The 17,679-nt window shown below is 37.5% G+C and carries 21 protein-coding genes; 20 read left to right on the forward strand and 1 reads right to left on the reverse strand.

Annotated elements, in window-relative coordinates:
• Positions 1 to 363: 363 nt before the first annotated feature.
• The 13 genes from GX497_07915 (at position 364) to GX497_07975 (ending at position 12,447) form a co-directional block, all read left to right on the forward strand.
• Positions 364 to 1,278, forward strand: a complete 915-nt coding sequence (locus tag GX497_07915) for a D-alanine--D-alanine ligase (protein HHY73138.1) — start codon at positions 364 to 366, stop codon at positions 1,276 to 1,278.
• Positions 1,279 to 1,380: 102 nt separating this feature from the next.
• Positions 1,381 to 2,652: a Glu/Leu/Phe/Val dehydrogenase gene (locus tag GX497_07920; protein HHY73139.1), complete on the forward strand. Its 1,272-nt coding sequence runs from the start codon at positions 1,381 to 1,383 to the stop codon at positions 2,650 to 2,652.
• Between the two features lie 64 nt (positions 2,653 to 2,716).
• Positions 2,717 to 3,700, forward strand: a complete 984-nt coding sequence (gene ypdA, locus GX497_07925) for a YpdA family putative bacillithiol disulfide reductase (protein HHY73140.1) — start codon at positions 2,717 to 2,719, stop codon at positions 3,698 to 3,700.
• A 12-nt stretch (positions 3,701 to 3,712) separates the two neighbouring features.
• Positions 3,713 to 4,681 (forward strand): asparaginase, encoded by a 969-nt coding sequence (locus GX497_07930; protein HHY73141.1) that lies wholly within the window; start codon positions 3,713 to 3,715, stop codon positions 4,679 to 4,681.
• Between the two features lie 93 nt (positions 4,682 to 4,774).
• The gene (gene prsW, locus GX497_07935) at positions 4,775 to 5,470 is read left to right on the forward strand and encodes an intramembrane metalloprotease PrsW (protein ID HHY73142.1); all 696 of its coding nucleotides are present in this window, start codon (positions 4,775 to 4,777) and stop codon (positions 5,468 to 5,470) included.
• Positions 5,471 to 5,583: 113 nt separating this feature from the next.
• Complete coding sequence (gene sleB / locus GX497_07940) at positions 5,584 to 6,441, forward strand: spore cortex-lytic enzyme (protein ID HHY73143.1); 858 nt, start codon at positions 5,584 to 5,586, stop codon at positions 6,439 to 6,441.
• 17 nt (positions 6,442 to 6,458) lie between these two features.
• Entirely contained in the window at positions 6,459 to 7,808 is a 1,350-nt protein-coding gene (ypeB, locus tag GX497_07945) for a germination protein YpeB (protein ID HHY73144.1), read from the forward strand.
• 106 nt (positions 7,809 to 7,914) lie between these two features.
• Complete coding sequence (locus GX497_07950; GenBank protein HHY73145.1) at positions 7,915 to 8,574, forward strand: pilus assembly protein PilZ; 660 nt, start codon at positions 7,915 to 7,917, stop codon at positions 8,572 to 8,574.
• A gap of 54 nt (positions 8,575 to 8,628) precedes the next feature.
• Entirely contained in the window at positions 8,629 to 8,805 is a 177-nt protein-coding gene (locus tag GX497_07955) for a YpfB family protein (GenBank protein ID HHY73146.1), read from the forward strand.
• Positions 8,806 to 8,890: 85 nt separating this feature from the next.
• Entirely contained in the window at positions 8,891 to 9,550 is a 660-nt protein-coding gene (locus tag GX497_07960; GenBank protein ID HHY73147.1) for a (d)CMP kinase, read from the forward strand.
• Positions 9,551 to 9,555: 5 nt separating this feature from the next.
• On the forward strand, positions 9,556 to 10,137 hold the full coding sequence (locus GX497_07965; protein HHY73148.1) for a 1-acyl-sn-glycerol-3-phosphate acyltransferase: 582 nt from the start codon (positions 9,556 to 9,558) through the stop codon (positions 10,135 to 10,137).
• Between the two features lie 109 nt (positions 10,138 to 10,246).
• Positions 10,247 to 11,380, forward strand: coding sequence for a 30S ribosomal protein S1 (gene rpsA / locus GX497_07970; protein HHY73149.1), 1,134 nt, complete (start codon positions 10,247 to 10,249; stop codon positions 11,378 to 11,380).
• Between the two features lie 17 nt (positions 11,381 to 11,397).
• Complete coding sequence (locus tag GX497_07975; protein HHY73150.1) at positions 11,398 to 12,447, forward strand: type 2 isopentenyl-diphosphate Delta-isomerase; 1,050 nt, start codon at positions 11,398 to 11,400, stop codon at positions 12,445 to 12,447.
• A 40-nt stretch (positions 12,448 to 12,487) separates the two neighbouring features.
• Here GX497_07975 and GX497_07980 read toward each other — a convergent pair whose 3' ends face one another.
• On the reverse strand, positions 12,488 to 12,619 hold the full coding sequence (locus GX497_07980; protein ID HHY73151.1) for a YpzI family protein: 132 nt from the start codon (positions 12,617 to 12,619) through the stop codon (positions 12,488 to 12,490).
• A 137-nt stretch (positions 12,620 to 12,756) separates the two neighbouring features.
• Here GX497_07980 and GX497_07985 point away from each other — a divergent pair, with 137 nt between their 5' ends.
• The 7 genes from GX497_07985 to GX497_08015 all read left to right on the forward strand — a co-directional run bounded on the left by GX497_07985 (position 12,757) and on the right by GX497_08015 (position 17,669).
• Positions 12,757 to 13,356, forward strand: coding sequence for a hypothetical protein (locus GX497_07985; GenBank protein ID HHY73152.1), 600 nt, complete (start codon positions 12,757 to 12,759; stop codon positions 13,354 to 13,356).
• Positions 13,356 to 14,240 carry a hypothetical protein gene (locus GX497_07990; GenBank protein HHY73153.1) on the forward strand — a complete coding sequence of 295 codons (885 nt, stop codon included), beginning with the start codon at positions 13,356 to 13,358 and terminating at the stop codon, positions 14,238 to 14,240. The genes GX497_07985 and GX497_07990 overlap by 1 nt, the downstream gene beginning before the upstream one ends.
• 8 nt (positions 14,241 to 14,248) lie before the next feature.
• The gene (locus tag GX497_07995) at positions 14,249 to 14,434 is read left to right on the forward strand and encodes a hypothetical protein (protein ID HHY73154.1); all 186 of its coding nucleotides are present in this window, start codon (positions 14,249 to 14,251) and stop codon (positions 14,432 to 14,434) included.
• Between the two features lie 112 nt (positions 14,435 to 14,546).
• Entirely contained in the window at positions 14,547 to 15,857 is a 1,311-nt protein-coding gene (locus tag GX497_08000; protein HHY73155.1) for a ribosome biogenesis GTPase Der, read from the forward strand.
• Positions 15,858 to 15,897: 40 nt separating this feature from the next.
• Entirely contained in the window at positions 15,898 to 16,929 is a 1,032-nt protein-coding gene (locus GX497_08005; GenBank protein ID HHY73156.1) for an NAD(P)H-dependent glycerol-3-phosphate dehydrogenase, read from the forward strand.
• 66 nt (positions 16,930 to 16,995) lie between these two features.
• Positions 16,996 to 17,277, forward strand: a complete 282-nt coding sequence (locus GX497_08010; GenBank protein HHY73157.1) for a stage VI sporulation protein F — start codon at positions 16,996 to 16,998, stop codon at positions 17,275 to 17,277.
• 191 nt (positions 17,278 to 17,468) lie between these two features.
• On the forward strand, positions 17,469 to 17,669 hold the full coding sequence (locus tag GX497_08015; GenBank protein HHY73158.1) for a DUF2768 domain-containing protein: 201 nt from the start codon (positions 17,469 to 17,471) through the stop codon (positions 17,667 to 17,669).
• The last annotated feature ends 10 nt before the right edge of the window (positions 17,670 to 17,679 follow it).

The following is a 17,679-nucleotide window of genomic DNA, read 5'->3' on the forward strand; positions in this document are numbered from 1 at the left end:
CTTCATCATGTACATAGAACTGAATGAATTGGATTAGTTGGAACGCCGTATGAGATGAAAGTCTCACGTACGGTGTGAACGAGGGGAAAAGGGAGCGATAACCTCAAACCCTTACCTATTCGTATGAGTAACATATAAATTCAAACGACTTTATTGCTGTATTTTTAGGTGAATTTGAAAAGAGTCAACTTATCAATTTATATTCTTAAGTACATTATTGCGACTGAGTAACAAATAATGATTTGTCTTACATACAACAAGTGATATGATAATTAAATAGGCACTCATCTATAAATTTCCGAATACGATAACATATGTGTGCATCATTAAAATGTCATTTTGGCAAGGAGTGGAATATTACTTATGAAAGTCGCTGTATTATATGGGGGAACATCAGGGGAGCGTGAAGTTTCGTTATCTTCTGGCAAAGGCATCATGAACGCCCTGCAAAAGAAAGGGCATGAAGTAATCGGCATTGATTTTAACCCAAGTAAAATCAATGAATTAATAACATTAGATGTTGATATTGTTTTTATCGGCTTGCATGGACGCTTCGGTGAGGATGGTAGAATTCAAGGCCTTTTAGATTTGCTTAATATTCCTTATGTTGGCTCTGGTGTGCTAGGTTCTGCTTTAGCGATGAATAAAGTGAAGGCAAAAAGAATATTGGAACGAGAGGGAATCCGCGTTGCTAAAGATCAAACATTAAATGCGGCTACATTTAATCGTGATAGCTTTCAATTTGAATTAGAATATCCCGCTGTTGTCAAACCTGCTTGTGAAGGTTCTACAATCGGCTTAACGATTGCACATAATGAACAAGAATTAATGGCTGGAGTTGAAGAAGGCTTTAAACATGATGAAAATTTATTAATTGAAGAGTTTATTGATGGCATGGAAGTAACGGTTGCTGTTTTAGGTGAAAAAGGAAAAGAGCAAGCCTTGCCTGTCATTGAAATCGTGCCAAAGAATAAATATTATGATTATGAATCAAAATATGCCCCAGGCATGAGTGAACATATTATTCCTGCAAGAGTAAGTGATGATATTACAGAATATCTACAAAATATGGCCGTGTTAGCTCATCAATCACTAGACTGTAAAACGTATTCACGAACGGACTTTATTGTTCCACATGATGGAAGCTTACCTGTGCTCTTAGAGGTCAACACATTACCTGGTATGACGCCGACTAGCTTATTCCCAGATGCCGCCCGTGAAATTGGCTTATCCTATGAAGATATGATTGAAACGCTCCTACAACTATCGCTAAAATAGGGTGTAAAAACCGTTGCATGGAATATCCTGATATGTATACTTATAGTAATGTATGTAAAATATAACCGTATAGTCTGATGATTCTTTAGGAGGGAAAATTTCATGGCAGCCGATAAAGCAGGAATTGGAAATGAAGATAAGCTAGATGTCTTGAAATCAACGCAAACAGTCATTAAAAATGCATTAGATAAGCTCGGTTATTCTGAGGAGTTTTATGAACTTCTCAAGGAGCCTTTGCGAATGATGACTGTTAGAATTCCCGTTCGGATGGATAATGGATCGGTCAAACTTTTTACTGGCTACCGTGCCCAACATAATGATGCAGTCGGTCCTACAAAAGGCGGTGTACGTTTTCATCCAGGGGTAACAGAAAATGAAGTAAATGCGCTGTCAATTTGGATGAGTTTAAAGTGTGGCATTGTTGACTTGCCATATGGCGGTGGAAAAGGTGGTATTATTTGCGACCCTCGTGATATGTCATTTAGAGAGTTAGAGAATTTAAGCCGTGGTTATGTTCGGGCAATTAGTCAAATTGTTGGTCCTACTAAAGATATTCCGGCGCCAGATGTATTTACAAACTCGCAAATTATGGCATGGATGATGGATGAATATAGCCGTATCGATGAATTTAATAACCCAGGTTTTATTACCGGGAAACCAATCGTTCTTGGTGGATCCCACGGACGTGAGTCAGCCACTGCTAAAGGTGTGACCATTTGTATTTATGAAGCTTTAAAGAAAAAAGGTATCGATATAAAAGGCGCACGGGTTGTTGTTCAAGGATTTGGAAATGCAGGCAGCTTTTTGTCGAAATTTATGCATGATGCTGGTGCGAAGGTGATTGGCATTTCTGATGCGTATGGCGCCCTTCATGACCCAAATGGACTTGATATTGATTACCTTTTAGATCGTCGTGATAGCTTTGGAACAGTAACAAAGTTATTTAAAAATACGATTACAAATAAAGAGCTTTTAGAGATAGATTGCGATATTTTAGTACCAGCGGCGATTGAAAATCAAATTACTGAAGAAAATGCCAATGGTATTCAGGCAAAAATTATTGTAGAAGCAGCGAATGGCCCTACTACATTAGAAGCAACGAAAATATTAACAGAACGCGGCATTTTACTTGTTCCAGATGTACTTGCAAGTGCCGGAGGGGTCACGGTTTCTTATTTTGAATGGGTCCAAAATAACCAAGGCTATTATTGGTCCGAGGAAGAAGTCGAAGAAAAGCTGGAAAAAGTAATGGTGAAAGCATTTAATAATGTTTATGATACAGCGCAAACGAGAAAAGTTGATATGAGATTAGCAGCCTATATGGTTGGTGTGCGTAAGATGGCCGAAGCATCGCGTTTCAGAGGCTGGATTTAGACAGAAAAAAGATGAAGAGGGTCCTCGTTGCTACGAGGATTCTTCTGTTTGAGGAGGAATCATTATGAAAAAGGAAGATATCATTATTATTGGGGGCGGACCTTGTGGCTTGGCTGCGGCAATTGCTCTTGGGAACAAAGGTTTTAAGCCACTTGTCATTGAAAAAGGAAATGTTGTAAATGCGGTTTACGAATATCCTACACACCAAACTTTTTTTAGTGCTAGTGAAAAATTAGAAATTGGTGATGTACCATTTGTTTCCGAAAATCGAAAACCAACAAGAAATCAAGCCTTATGTTATTATCGTGAAGTCGTAAAACGAAAAGCGCTCCGCATTAACACGTTTGAGCGGGTAAAGAGCGTGGAAAAAACGGGAGAACAACAGTTTATTGTTCATACGAAAAAGAAAAATGGAGAAGAACATACATATAGCGCGACATACGTTGTCATTGCCACAGGGTATTATGATAACCCGAATTATATGGATGTTCGTGGTGAAGATTTGCCAAAGGTGATGCATTATTTTAAAGAGGCCCATCTATATTTTAATACAGATGTTGTGATTGTTGGTGGAAAAAACTCGGCCGTTGATGCCGCCCTTGAGCTTCATAAAGCTGGTGCGAAAAGCATTACGGTTTTGTATCGTGGTAGTGAATTTTCTGGAAGTATTAAACCATGGATTTTGCCTGAGTTTGAATCGTTAATTCGTGATGGTTACATAAAAATGGAGTTTAACTCATTTGTGAAGGAAATCACAAATGAGTCTGTCATCTATACAGTAAAAGGTGAGGAAAAAACAATTAAAAATGATTTTGTCTTTGCGATGACTGGCTATAAACCAGATCATGCTTTTTTAAAGGACATGGGAGTTGGCGTCGATGAGGAAACAGGGCGTCCACTTTTTAATGCAGACACAATGGAAACAAATATCTCTGGGATTTTTATTGCTGGGGTGATTGCCGCTGGCAATAATGCTAATGAAATTTTTATTGAAAACGGTCGGTTTCATGGTGAGTTCATTGCTAATTGTTTAAGTGGAAAAATGTAAAGGGTGAAGAAGTTGAAAAAGAAAATTGCCTTAATTACCACGGGTGGAACAATTGCCAGTAAAGAGATTTCGAAAGGATTATTACATTCAGGTGCGATGTCAGGTGAAGAATTAGCAACATTATGCCATCTACCTGACGATATCGGGGTCAAAATTGTTGATGTAATACAAAAGCCAAGCATGCATATTGATTTCGATTTAATGCTAAAAATTCGAAGTGCAATTATTTCGGAGTTGAAGGATGAATCAATCTGTGGTGTTGTCATCACCCATGGAACAGATACGTTGGAGGAAACGGCTTATTTTCTTGATTTAACGATTAATGACCAGCGTCCAATCGTCGTCACCGGCTCACAGCGTTCACCGCAGGAAATTGGTACGGATGTATACTCTAATCTTAGGAATTCGATTTATGCCGCTGTAAATAAAGAATTAACCCATGCAGGTGTCGTCGTTGTCTTTAACGAGCGGATTTATTCAGCAAAATATGTAAAAAAAGTTCACGCCTCGAACATCCAAGGATTTGAGTCCTTTGGCTATGGGTATCTTGGCATTATTGATAATAATGTTGTCAGCATTTACCAAAGGCCAGTTTATAAAGACAATTACCTTATTGTCAAACAAATCCCGCGTGTTGATATTATTAAATGCTATTCAGGAGTAGATGGCGTGTTAGTTGATGCAGCCTTACAGGCTGGAGCAAAGGGAATTATCTTGGAAGGCGTAGGAAGGGGCCAGGTAGCGCCTTTGATGATGAATTCAATTAAAAGCGCGATTAAAGCCGGAATCGTCGTCGTTATAACGACAAGCGCTGAAGAAGGGAAAGTCTATCCTGCCTATGCTTATCCCGGAAGCGCTTATGATTTACAACAAAACGGTGTCCTCTTAGGGGAGGATTATGATAGTAAAAAAGCTCGCATAAAATTAGCTGTCTTATTAGCAACTGTTGAAAAAGTAACGCAAGAGCATTTTAAACGATAATTTCCAGTAAAATTTTTCTCCTTTCATCCAGCCTATGATTCATGGTACGATTGAATTATAAATAAGGCTTATAGAAAGGATTATTTCATCTAAATGTTAGCGATAATCTCAAGTGGAATAGCCCCAGGGCTTGCACTTCTTTGTTACTTTTATTTAAAAGATAAATTTGAAGCTGAGCCGATAGGAATGGTTGTTCGAACGATGATTTATGGTGCCTTACTCGTATTTCCGATTATGTTTATTCAATATGCATTTTCGAGCGAAGGTGTTTTTCAAAGCGATTGGAGTAACGCCTATATACTATCTGGGTTGCTAGAAGAATTTTTTAAATGGTTTATTTTATATTTTACAATTTTCGAACATACGGAATTTAATGAAAGATATGATGGCATCGTTTATGGTGTTGCAGTTTCTCTAGGTTTTGCAACGGTTGAAAATATTTTATATTTAATTGCAAATGGGGTTGAATTTGCTTTCAGTAGGGCCTTATTGCCTGTTTCAAGCCATGCCCTTTTTGGAGTTATAATGGGTTTTTATTTAGGGAAGGCAAAGTTTGCCAGTGGTGAAAAGAAAAAAGTCTGGCTTGCATTTTCAGTGTTTTTGCCTATTTTCCTGCATGGTACGTATGATTTTATTATATTAGTGCTAAAAGAATATTGGCTTTATTTAATTGTTCCGTTTATGCTTCTAATGTGGATGAATGCTTTAAGGAAAATGAAAGAGGCTAATAAATTGGATGAAGCACAAATCATACCTTTATTCGAACAAAAAAATAAATTATCGCAATAAACACGAGGTTGACTCTAGAAAGGGGCCATCCTCGTGTTTTTTCATGCATAAAATAACAATTTCTACGGAAAATAAGGATAGCAAACATTCCTAATAAGGGGGATTGTCAAAAGATGTGTTGTAAAACATTGATGAAACATTTGCTAGTTTTAACACTATTTGTCGGAATTACTGCATCAGCTACAAAAGAAGATGAAGTGAGCGCTTTTTCAAATCAGATTATTCGAATTGGAGCTGTTGGTACGGATGTTATTGAATTACAAGCTAGACTGCAATATGTAGGCTTTTATCACGGGAAAATAGACGGTGTATTTGGGTGGGGTACATATTGGGCATTAAGAAATTTCCAAAACGATTTTGGTTTGCCCATTGATGGTCTTGCTGGTCAATCAACAAAACAAAAATTAGTGAAAGCATCAAAATATGATAAGTATTTTGTGGAGAGTAACGTCAATAAAGGCAATAGCATTACGTACTATGGCGGTACACCAAAAGAACAGCAAGTCAAAAAAAATGCGTCAAATGTGAATAATCAAAAGCAAAATGCTCAGAAGCAAACTGTTCAAAAGCAAACACCATCTAGTAAACCAACTGCAGTCAACGTGCCGAACGGATTTTCACAAAATGATATTAAATTAATGGCCAATGCTGTTCATGGAGAATCAAGAGGTGAGCCGTATATTGGACAAGTAGCAGTTGCGGCCGTTATTTTAAACCGCATTAACAGTCCATCATTTCCGAATACAGTTTCAGGTGTTATTTTTGAACCAGGTGCCTTTACGGCGGTTGCCGATGGACAAATTTGGCTAACACCTGATGAAACATCTAAAAAAGCTGTTATTGATGCTATCAATGGCTGGGATCCGACCGGAAATGCACTTTATTATTTTAACCCTAATACAGCTACATCAGCTTGGATTTGGGGTAGACCACAAATAAAAAGAATCGGAGATCATATTTTCTGTATGTAAAAAAGGGGTGATTGCTTTTGCTTCGAATCATATTATTATTATTTTTCGCAGTCGTTGTTATAGGTACTGGATTTTGGGGTTATCAGGAGCATCAAGAAAAAAACGCAATCTTAATTCATGCCGAAAACAATTATCAACGTGCCTTTCATGATTTGACGTACCAAATGGACCTTCTGCAAGATAAAATTGGAACTACTTTAGCAATGAATTCGAGAATGCAGCTTTCTCCAGCATTAGCAGATGTGTGGAGAATTACATCTGATGCTCACAATAATGTTGGCCAACTGCCACTCTCCCTTTTGCCATTTAATAAGACAGAGGAATTTCTATCGAAGATTGGCGATTTTTCGTATCGGACAGCTGTTCGTGACTTAGAAAAGGAGCCATTAACAGATGGGGAATATAAAACATTGCAGCAATTATACAATCATGCTACAGAGATTCAACAGGAGCTAAGAAAAGTACAGCATCAAGTTATTACGAACAATTTAAGATGGATGGATGTTGAACTGGCTTTAGCTTCAGAAAAGGAAAATAAAGATAATACGATTATCGATGGTTTTAAAACAGTTGAAAAAAATGTCGAGGGATATTCTGAAAGTAATTTTGGTCCTGAGTTTACACAAATGAACGCAAAAAATGATAATGAGTTCCGATATTTGGAAGGAAAAGAGATATCTAAGCAAGAAGCAATCAATATTGCTAGAAAATTTTTGCAAATAAAAGAAAATGCAGCAATTGATGTTAGTGAAAATGGTGATGGCTCGAATTATGGATTTTATAGTCTAGTCATCCATACACCGAAAGAGGATTCGGAAGTTTATATGGATATTACGAAAAAAGGCGGCTATCCTATTTGGGTAATAAATCATCGTGAAGTTAGAGAGGAAAGAATAAGCTTAAATGATGCTGCCGATAAGGCTAAAGATTACTTGAATACCCAAAACTTTACAGATATACAGCTTTTTGAAAGTACTCAATATGATTCAGTTGGTGTTTTCACTTTTGTTGCGATCGAAGACAATGTTAGGATTTACCCTGATTCCATAAGGGTAAAGGTGGCACTTGATAATGGGGATATTATTGGTTTTTCAGCCAATGATTATTTAATGGCACATCATAAAAGAACAATTCCTAAAGCGAAAATTCCAATAGAGCAAGCTATGCAAAAAGTCAACCCTGCGGTAAAGGTGATGGAAAATCGTTTGGCGATTATTAACAATGATATCGGTAAGGAAGTTCTTTGTTATGAAATTTTAGGAACGGTTCATAATGATACGTACCGAATTTATATTAATGCGATTGATGGCTCCGAGGAAAAGGTAGAAAAATTAAGGAATGCAGAGCCAATCTACGATCAAGTATAAAATGTAGTGGGAAATTAAAGGAAAAGTCTTTGAATAGGCTTTTCCTTTTTTTACTTCCATGAGATAATATTTTAATGAGTAGCATCGTATATGGAGGTGATAATCGTTGCTAAATGTAGGGGATACACTAAGTATTGAAATAAAAAACGCTGATGAATTCGAAAGGTTTAGAAGCAAAATAGTTGATCGCAGAGGAGAGCAACTATTTATTGATTATCCAGTTAGTGAAAAGACGGGAAAGATTGCCTTTTTTTTGGATGGAACGGAAATTAGAGTTTCATTTCATGCAAAAGACAGCGCTGTCTATATGTTCGATTCTCAGATTGTTGGCAGAAAAAAGGAAAATATACCAATGATTATCATTAGCTATCCAGGTAAAGAAAAACTACTTCGTATTCAAAGAAGAGAGTTTGTTCGCATTGATTCGACATTGGATATTGCTGTGCATCCGGTTAATAACGAGGATTTTCAGCCTTTTACATCGATTACAGTAGATATTAGTGCTGGTGGAGCGGCTATCTTACTACCAACAAATCATAAAATCAAATCCCAAATGCAATTATTTTGTTACTTAGTACTACCTTTATCTAATGGTGAATACTATTATATTAAGGCTCTTTGCAAAACTATTCGAATTATTTCTGGAACAAAGGGAAGCAAAGATATCGTATCGATTCAGTTTCTTAATTTAAGTCAATCTGAAACTCAACAAATTACGCGTTATTGTTTTGATAAGCAATTAAGTGAGAGAAAAAGAGGACGATAATGCATACTTGCGAATAAAGGTGAAATACTAACCGAAAAATGGTTGGTGTTTGAATTGAAGATAGTTGAAAAATACATATTTATACTCGTCATCCTGCATTTATTCTTTTTAATTATTGGTCAATGGTTCATTTCTAATCCAGTTCTGGCACCGTATGTAAGCAAAATTATTTACTATGAAGGTGTCATGAAAGATCAGTATTCAGAGATAATTGAAACAATGAACAGATAATGCGCAGGGGTTCACCTGCTTTTTTTTATCCGTATATAAAATGTAATCTTGACTTATCAACTTGAGGTGATTTTTTTTGAAAAAAATGAAAGTGGCTATTGATGGACCTGCGGCGGCGGGAAAGAGTACGGTTGCGAAACGCATAGCCGAAAAGTGTTCTTTTATCTATATTGATACTGGCGCGATGTACCGTGCCCTTACATATAAAGCTTTGCAAAATAATGTCGATTTAGAAGATGAGAAACAATTAGTGGATTTATTAGGTAGTACACATATCACCCTTGAAGCAGCTAATCAAGGTGGAAAAGTGTTCATCGATGGGGAAGACGTTACAAAGGAAATTCGTGAAAATGATGTAACAAACCATGTTTCGATTGTATCGAAACATCCTAGGATTCGAAAGGTTATGGTCAGAAGGCAACAACAGCTAGCTGAAGAAGGCGGTGTTGTCATGGATGGCCGTGATATTGGCACCCATGTACTGCCAGATGCGGAAGTTAAGATTTTTATGATTGCATCTGTTGAGGAAAGAGCAAAAAGAAGATTTTCCGAAAATTTACAAAAAGGAATTCAAACAGATTTAGAGAAATTAAAAGAAGAGATTATTCTTAGAGACAAATTAGATTCAGAGAGAACCGCGGCACCATTAAAAAAAGCTGAGGACGCGATTGAAATTGATACGACCTCTCTTTCAATCGAACAAGTCATTGATAAGGTCATTCAGATTATCGAAGAGAGGAGTTGAGATTATTGTGGCTTTATAGGTTTGGGAAAGCACTTTGCGGTGTTTACCTAAGATCTCTTTACAAAATAGAAGTCATTGGTGCAGAGAATGTCCCGAAAGACGGCGGCGTTTTACTCTGCAGTAATCATATATCAAATAATGACCCGCCACTTGTTGGTGTAACCTGTCCAAGGGATATAAACTTTATGGCTAAAGAAGAGCTTTTTAAAATACCTGTTTTGAAAACGATTATGCATGGTATAAGAGCCTTTCCTGTCAAGCGGGGGATGAGTGATCGAAATGCACTGAAAGCAGGACTTTCGTTGCTAAAGGAAGGTCATGTTTTGGGGCTCTTTCCAGAAGGTACGAGATCGAAGACAGGTGAATTAGGCACCGGCCTTGCTGGCGCAGGATTTTTTGCTTTACGATCCAATGCTGCTATTGTGCCTTGTGCCGTCATAGGACCATATAAACGCTTTAGTAAGATAAAGGTAGTATATGGTAAGCCAATCGATTTTGAAGCTGTTCGCGCCAATAAATTATCAGCGCAAGAAGCAACAGATTTCATCATGGAAGCCATTCGTGACTTGCTTGAAAATAATCGCTAACATGAGGCGTTCTACTTGACAAAATGTATCGTTTATTAGAAGTTAATTAGAAAGACTGTTTTTTTTTCTATAAAACATACTGTTGTTTGTGGATGGAGGAGGTTTTTTTATGACGGAAGAAATGAATCAAAATTTAGAGGTTAGAGCATTTCTAGTAGGGGATGCTGTTAATGGTAAAGTTACAAAAGTTGAAGATAAGCATGTGCTAGTTGATATTGGCTTTAAGGTCGAAGGTATTGTACCAATAAGCGAACTTTCTAGTTTACATATTGAGAAAGCAGGCGATGTTGTTCAAGTTGGTGATGAACTGACGCTGAAGGTAACAAAAGTGGAAGAAGAAGAAATCATTCTTTCTAAAAAAGCTGTTGATGCCGAAAAAGCTTGGGATGAACTTGAGAAAAAGTTTGAAACAGGTGAAGTGTTTGAAGCAGAAGTAAAAGATGTAGTAAAAGGCGGTTTAGTTGTTGATATTGGTGTCCGCGGCTTTATACCAGCTTCATTAGTGGAGCGGCATTTTGTTGAAGATTTTTCTGACTACAAGGAAAAAAAATTAAAATTAAAAGTTGTCGAGTTAGACCGTGAAAAAAATCGTGTGATTCTTTCTCATCGTGCTGTTCTTGATGATGAAATTGCTTTAAGGAAACAAGATACAATTGATTCTTTACACGTTGGGCAAGTATTAGAAGGAACGGTACAACGAATCGCTGAATTTGGCGTTTTTGTTGATATTGGCGGAATTGATGGGTTAGTACATATTTCCCAGTTAGCACATCAACATGTTGAGAAGCCGTCTGATGTAGTTGCAGAAGGTCAAAAGGTAAATGTAAAAGTACTTTCCATTGATAAAGAAAATGAAAGAATCTCATTGTCAATTAAAGAAACATTGCCAGGCCCGTGGGATGTTATTGAATTTAAGCAAGGGGATATTGTGGAAGGAATCGTAAAACGTTTAGTAAGCTTTGGAGCATTTGTTGAAGTAGCTCCTAGTGTTGAAGGACTCGTTCATATTTCGCAAATAGCCAACCGCCATATTGGCACACCACATGAGGTGTTAAAAGAAGGTGAACTGGTAAAGGTTAAGATTCTCGATATGAATAAAGAGAATCAAAGAATTTCTCTTAGTATTAAAGAATTGCTTGAAGAAGATCCAAAGGAAGATTATAAAGCTTATCAACCAACGGAGGACTCATCTGGCTTCTCGTTAGGTGATATGATTGGTGATCAACTTAAAAAATTAAAATAGTAAAGAAGTGATGGTACGTGAATAGAGCGGAACGAAAAATACAGCATTTGCATCATGCTTTAGAATTACATTCGAAGCATACTAATGGACTAGAAGACGTTCAATTTGTTCACCACTCTATTCCGGAGCTTTCAGTCGATGATATAGAAGTAAAGACTCAAATAGGCGAACTTCATCTAAGTTCGCCTATTTTTATCAATGCGATGACTGGAGGCGGTGGTGAGAAAACAGTTGAAATTAATCGAAGGCTGGCGCAAGTCGCTAAAGAGTGTCAAGTAGCAATGGCACTTGGCTCACAAATGGCGGCGATTAAGGACAAAAATGAAATAAAATCGTACAAGGTTGTTCGGGAGGAAAATCCAAACGGGATTATATTTGCAAATCTCGGCAGTGAAGCAACGCTTGAACAGGCAAAAGCAGCGATTGAGATGGTCGAAGCAGATGCGCTGCAAATCCATCTTAATGTCATTCAAGAGCTAACAATGCCAGAAGGTGACCGTGATTTCAGTGATACTTTAGCAAGAATTGAAACGATTGCACGTCATTTAAATCTTCCGCTCATTGTTAAAGAAGTAGGATTTGGCATAAGCCGCAAAACAGCTGGACAGCTTAAAAATGTCGGTGTCTCAATTATCGATGTTGGCGGTTTTGGTGGAACGAATTTTGCTGAAATCGAAAATAACCGTAGAAAAACAAGCTTGTCTTTTTTTAATGATTGGGGTATTCCGACGGCTGCTTCAATTGCAGAAGCGTGCTCTTTGGAAGAATCTATTTCAGTCATTGCGTCAGGGGGATTGGAAAATGCTCTTGATATTGCCAAATCAATTGCATTAGGAGCTTCTGCAGCAGCTTTTGCCGGCAAGTTTTTAAAAACTTTGGTTACAGATGGTGAAGAGGCCTTAGTTAACGAAATAAAAATGCTCGAAGAAAATTTAAAGCTAATCATGACAGCCTTAGGTGCGAGAGCAATCGCGGATCTACAAAAAGCAGCGGTCGTTATAAGCGGGAAAACCCACCATTGGCTTCAAGAGCGTGGGATTGATACAAAATCATATAGCAATCGGTAAACAAAAAAGAAGGATTATTTGCGTCCTTCTTTTTTTGCGCTTATTTATTCAAAGATCTTGAAGCATCAGGGCCTTCTAACATCGTAGCCCCTTTATTGTGCAGCTCTGGATCACGGTCAGATGCTACCTTTTTCGATTGTTTAAGCTTCTTCTCTTGACGGTCACGTCCCATAATTTTGCTCCTTTCCATTTCCATTCTTTAATAATATTTGCTTTTTGCCTATGTTTATTCCGCATAAAGAGCTTCATTAATTGGCAAAAGAATGAAAATTTATCATTTGAGTCATAATGACTAGTGGTGGTGATTTTGTGGAAGGAATTTATTTTTATTGGTTTTCTTGGCTTTGTTGGGTTTTTACAACATTTTTAATGAAGAAATGTAAGGAAAGAACGATTAGTAGTTTTGTACTTTTATTATCAATAACTGTTAGTAATCAATTTTTACAAATTGCAGGCTATTCTGTCCATGCCTCATTTTTAGTTTTATTATTGTTTTCATTTATTTTTCTAACAAAGGCAAAAGGTTTACGTCTCGGGTATTATTTATTTTGCTCACTTATCATCACAATTGGCTATGCTAGTTTTCAGCTCTTTGAATTATTTGATCCTGTCTGGCTTATTATTGATCGGAAATGGCTACTTGCCTTTGTTATGCTTTATTTAACTTTAATGCTTATAGAGGATTTTTACTACCGCGTGAGCCTTGCCATCATTGGAGTTTGTAACGGTGAATTATTGTATTCTTTTATATTAAAAAAGTTTTCCTTTTATATAGAAATTGGTGATTTTCCATTTTTAGATGCGCTTGCTGTGATTATTTTTTTTATCGTCAGTTGGAGTTCGTTTGAAAAATTGGCGCAATTTTTTGAAGCTACCTTTCATAAAGGAAAAGCAAGGAGGGTGCAATAATGCATGAATTTACTAACCCCATCATATTTGGTGTTATTGTCGGAACGCTTGCAAGACTTTATATGCTAAGAACAGATTATCGGCAATATCCAACTTATTTGCATGGGAGGATTATCCATATTGCTACCGGTTTTATTGCGGCAGCGCTAGGGACTGTCGCAATTCCCTCAATCATGAAGCAAGAATTTACGGCGATTACTTTTTTGACACTAGCTGCCTCGCAGTTTCGAGAAGTTCGTAATATGGAACGTAATACGCTTTCAGAGCTTGACGAGTATGAATTAGTACCACGGGGAAAGACGTATATTGAGGGCATTGCCGTTGCTTTTGAGGGACGTAATTATTTAGTTATTTTTACCTCGTTTATTACGACACTTGTCTATATAACGATTAATTGGTGGGCTGCCATACTTGCTGGCATCATTTGCCTATGGATTTGCAAAATATTAATGGCAGGAGGAAAACTAAAGGATATTGTAGACATCGAACAACATGAACTGCATTTTGAAGGAGCAGGTCTTTTAATCGATAATATTTATATTATGAATGTTGGTTTACCTGAGCGTCAGGAAGAAATTTTGAAATATGGGATGGGGTTTATTTTAAAACCGAAAAGTTTTAATGTGAGACCAACGATTGCGAATCTTGGCCAACGCCAAGCAATCTTACATGACGTTTCGGTTGCCTTAGGCATTTTCAGGGATTCAGGCACACCCGCTTTAGTACCAATCGCCAAAAGGGATCTTGATGATGGCCGGGTTGCTGTATTTGTCTTGCCGCAAGTGCGGGATGTAGAAAAAGCAAAAGCGGTCATTGGTCATGTCCCGATATTAGAAAATGCGATTAGATTACCTGCTGAATCAGCTGCTAATAAGAAGGGATGAAATTTTAAATGGATATAGAAAAATTAATATTAGCCATTATAACGACAAATCCAAAAAAGGTAGCTGGAGGTACAGCCGTTTTTTTTTGTGAGACTACAGAAGAAATGGAAACGATTGCAGCAACTCTCGAAGCCATTTTAGATGGGGTTGCCCACCGCCTTAGTGACGATTTATATATTATTGTCAAGCATTAAAGATTGTTTGTATTGTGTATATTTGATAAGATGAATTAGATTATTACGCTTGTTTTCTCCCTTCTTGCTTCGGAAGGTTTTTTTACTTAGGGTCTAGGAAAGGAAGATTATGATGGCAAAACCAGTAGTGGCAATCGTCGGTCGTCCGAATGTCGGCAAGTCGACGATTTTTAATAGAGTTGTGGGTGAAAGAATTTCGATTGTTGAGGATATACCAGGGGTAACAAGGGATCGTATTTATAGTTCTGGAGAATGGCTAAATCAATCGTTTAATATTATTGATACAGGTGGGATTGAAATAGGGGACGAGCCCTTGCTTGTACAGATGAGACAACAAGCTGAAATTGCGATTGATGAAGCAGATGTGATTATTTTTATGGTGAATGGGCGCGAAGGAATGACTGGCGCTGATGAAGAGGTAGCCAAACTGCTATTTCGTTCGAAAAAACCAATTGTTTTAGCAGTCAATAAGATTGATAACCACGAAATGAAAGATCAAATCTACGAGTTTTATTCATTAGGCTTTGGTGAGCCTTTTCCGATTTCAGGCTCCCATGGGTTAGGCTTAGGGGATTTATTAGATGAGGTTGTCAAGCATTTTCCTAAGCAGGGTGAAGAAGAGTATGACGACTCCGTTATTCAATTTTGTTTAATAGGTCGTCCAAATGTCGGGAAATCCTCTTTAGTTAATGCGATTTTAGGGGAAGAACGGGTCATCGTAAGCGACATTGAAGGTACGACAAGAGATGCGATTGATACAAAATTGACGCGCGAAGGCCAGGAATATGTCATCATTGACACAGCGGGTATGAGAAAAAGAGGCAAAGTATATGAAAACCTTGAAAAATATAGTGTTCTCCGCGCTTTAAAAGCAATCGAACGTTCCGATGTTGTGCTTGTTGTTTTAGATGGTGAAAGAGGGATTATTGAACAAGATAAAAAAATTGCTGGCTACGCTCATGAAGCAGGCCGTGCCGTTGTAATTGTTGTGAATAAATGGGATGCAGTTGAAAAAGATGAAAAAACAATGAAAGAGTTTGAACAAAAGATTAGAGATCATTTTCAATTTTTGGACTATGCCCCGATTGTGTTTTTATCAGCGAAAACGAAAAAGAGAATTCATACGCTCCTACCAATGATTAATACAGCGGCTGAAAGCCATAATATGCGCGTTCAAACGAATGTTTTGAACGATGTTATTATGGATGCGGTGGCGATGAATCCAACCCCAACTGATAGGGGGACAAGATTAAAAATTTATTATGTCACCCAAGTCGCTGTCAAACCACCGACTTTCGTTATTTTTGTTAATGATCCTGAATTATTGCATTTTTCTTATGCGCGTTTTTTAGAAAATAAAATTCGTGAGGCTTTTGAGTTTACTGGCTCACCAATCAAGATTATTGCTCGTGCCCGGAAATGAAATCATAAAGAGAAATAATTGTTAAAGGAGTGGGTGTAGGATGGGGAAATGTGCTGTCATTGGCGCTGGGAGCTGGGGAACGGCGTTGGCGATGGTTCTTGCCGATAACGGGCATAAAGTTAGGTTCTGGGGACATCGAAAAGAGCAAATGGAAGAAATTAATACTCGCCATACAAATGAAAAATATTTACCAGGTATAGAGCTGCCAACAAGCATTGTTGGGTATTTTAATTTAGAGGAAGCACTACAAAATAATGAAATACTTATACTTGCTGTACCTACAAAAGCGATAAGAGAAGTATTAAAAAAAATAGTCCCGTTCCTTAAAAACAAGACCCTTATATGCCATGTCAGCAAAGGGATTGAGCCTGAAACATTAAAGCGAATTTCGGAAATGATTACAGAAGAAGTACCAAGTCATTTATTGGAGGATGTCGTTGTTTTGTCCGGTCCTTCCCATGCCGAGGAAGTTAGCAGAAGACAGCCAACAACGGTAACGGCTTCGTCTACTAATATCCAAGCGGCAGAAAGGATTCAAGACTTATTTATTAATACAAATTTTCGCGTATATACGAACCCGGATATCATCGGTGTTGAAATTGGTGGCGCTTTAAAGAATATTATCGCTCTTGGAGCAGGCATTTCTGATGGTCTTGGCTATGGTGATAATGCAAAAGCAGCTTTGATTACAAGAGGATTAGCGGAAATCGCTAGGCTTGGAACGAAGTTAGGAGCAAACCCACTAACCTTTGCCGGTTTGACAGGTATTGGTGACTTAATTGTAACATGTACGAGTGTCCACAGTCGTAACTGGCGTGCAGGTAACTTGCTTGGGAAAGGGCATAAACTTGATGAAGTACTAGAAAATATGGGAATGGTCGTTGAGGGCGTAAGGACTACGAAGGCTGCTTATCAGCTGGCTAAAAGAGAAAATATTGAGATGCCAATCACAACTGCTATTTACAATATTCTTTTCAATCATTGTCCCCCAAAAGATGCTGTGGAAGGATTAATGGGGCGTTGCAAAACCCACGAAATGGAGGATTTATCTTTAATTACGAAAAAGAAGTAGGGCAAACACCTATTTTCTTCTCCTTGCATATAGTATCGTAAGTGAATCGACAAGGAGGCTTTGCTCGTGGGTGAATTTGAATTCAAACATAAGGAGTTATTCGATAAAATAGAAGATAAAACAAATATAAAATCAGCCGATCTTTTTGCATTAGCTGATTCTGTTAAAGAAGCGAATTTTGCAGATGAAAATACAGTTCGAAAGCTCATCAAGCAATTGTCAACACTGGCGAATATTCCTGTTTCCGAGAATCTAGAGAATTCAATTGTAGAATCCTTTATTAATCAAAATGTACAATTAGATTTTCACCTTATCGGTGAAATGACTGAGAAAATTAGCGGAGGATAGGCACTTATAGGAGGCAACCTATCATTTTTTGCATACTATAAAGTGTATCACATTAGTTGAGCTGTGATTAAGAGGAATATTTTAGTCTACCCATTTGCTAAAGCATTTGCCCCGTGCTTTAGCTTTTTTTAGTTATCGTGATTGGACAAGGTATGGTATAATATCTCCGATTTGAAAAGGAGCGAGTGTATATGACCCCAGGTATGGTAAAAATGTATATTTCATTTGTTGGCATTGGTTTTATGTTTTTCTCCGTTTTATTAATTTATTTAAGTAGGTACAAACTAAAGGGAATTTTAAGTACAATTATAGCGGTAATCGCCTATATTTTAATGATTTTAGCAGGTATCATCATCTTTTTTGTTGTATTTAGCGGGCCAGTCCCAGATTAAGGAGGTTCTA

Source organism: Bacillus sp. (in: firmicutes), from assembly GCA_012842745.1.
In the GTDB taxonomy this organism is placed as follows: Bacteria; Bacillota; Bacilli; order Bacillales; family Bacillaceae_J; genus Schinkia.

Coding starts and splice junctions, on each gene's coding strand:
- GX497_07915 (HHY73138.1), top strand. CDS start 364: ATGAAAGTCGCTGTATTATATGGGGGAACATCAGGGGAGCGTGAAGTT.
- GX497_07920 (HHY73139.1), top strand. CDS start 1,381: ATGGCAGCCGATAAAGCAGGAATTGGAAATGAAGATAAGCTAGATGTC.
- ypdA (HHY73140.1), top strand. CDS start 2,717: ATGAAAAAGGAAGATATCATTATTATTGGGGGCGGACCTTGTGGCTTG.
- prsW (HHY73142.1), top strand. CDS start 4,775: ATGTTAGCGATAATCTCAAGTGGAATAGCCCCAGGGCTTGCACTTCTT.
- sleB (HHY73143.1), top strand. CDS start 5,584: ATGTGTTGTAAAACATTGATGAAACATTTGCTAGTTTTAACACTATTT.
- GX497_07960 (HHY73147.1), top strand. CDS start 8,891: ATGAAAGTGGCTATTGATGGACCTGCGGCGGCGGGAAAGAGTACGGTT.
- rpsA (HHY73149.1), top strand. CDS start 10,247: ATGACGGAAGAAATGAATCAAAATTTAGAGGTTAGAGCATTTCTAGTA.
- GX497_07980 (HHY73151.1), bottom strand. CDS start 12,619: ATGGGACGTGACCGTCAAGAGAAGAAGCTTAAACAATCGAAAAAGGTA.
- GX497_07990 (HHY73153.1), top strand. CDS start 13,356: ATGCATGAATTTACTAACCCCATCATATTTGGTGTTATTGTCGGAACG.
- GX497_07995 (HHY73154.1), top strand. CDS start 14,249: ATGGATATAGAAAAATTAATATTAGCCATTATAACGACAAATCCAAAA.
- GX497_08000 (HHY73155.1), top strand. CDS start 14,547: ATGGCAAAACCAGTAGTGGCAATCGTCGGTCGTCCGAATGTCGGCAAG.
- GX497_08005 (HHY73156.1), top strand. CDS start 15,898: ATGGGGAAATGTGCTGTCATTGGCGCTGGGAGCTGGGGAACGGCGTTG.
- GX497_08015 (HHY73158.1), top strand. CDS start 17,469: ATGACCCCAGGTATGGTAAAAATGTATATTTCATTTGTTGGCATTGGT.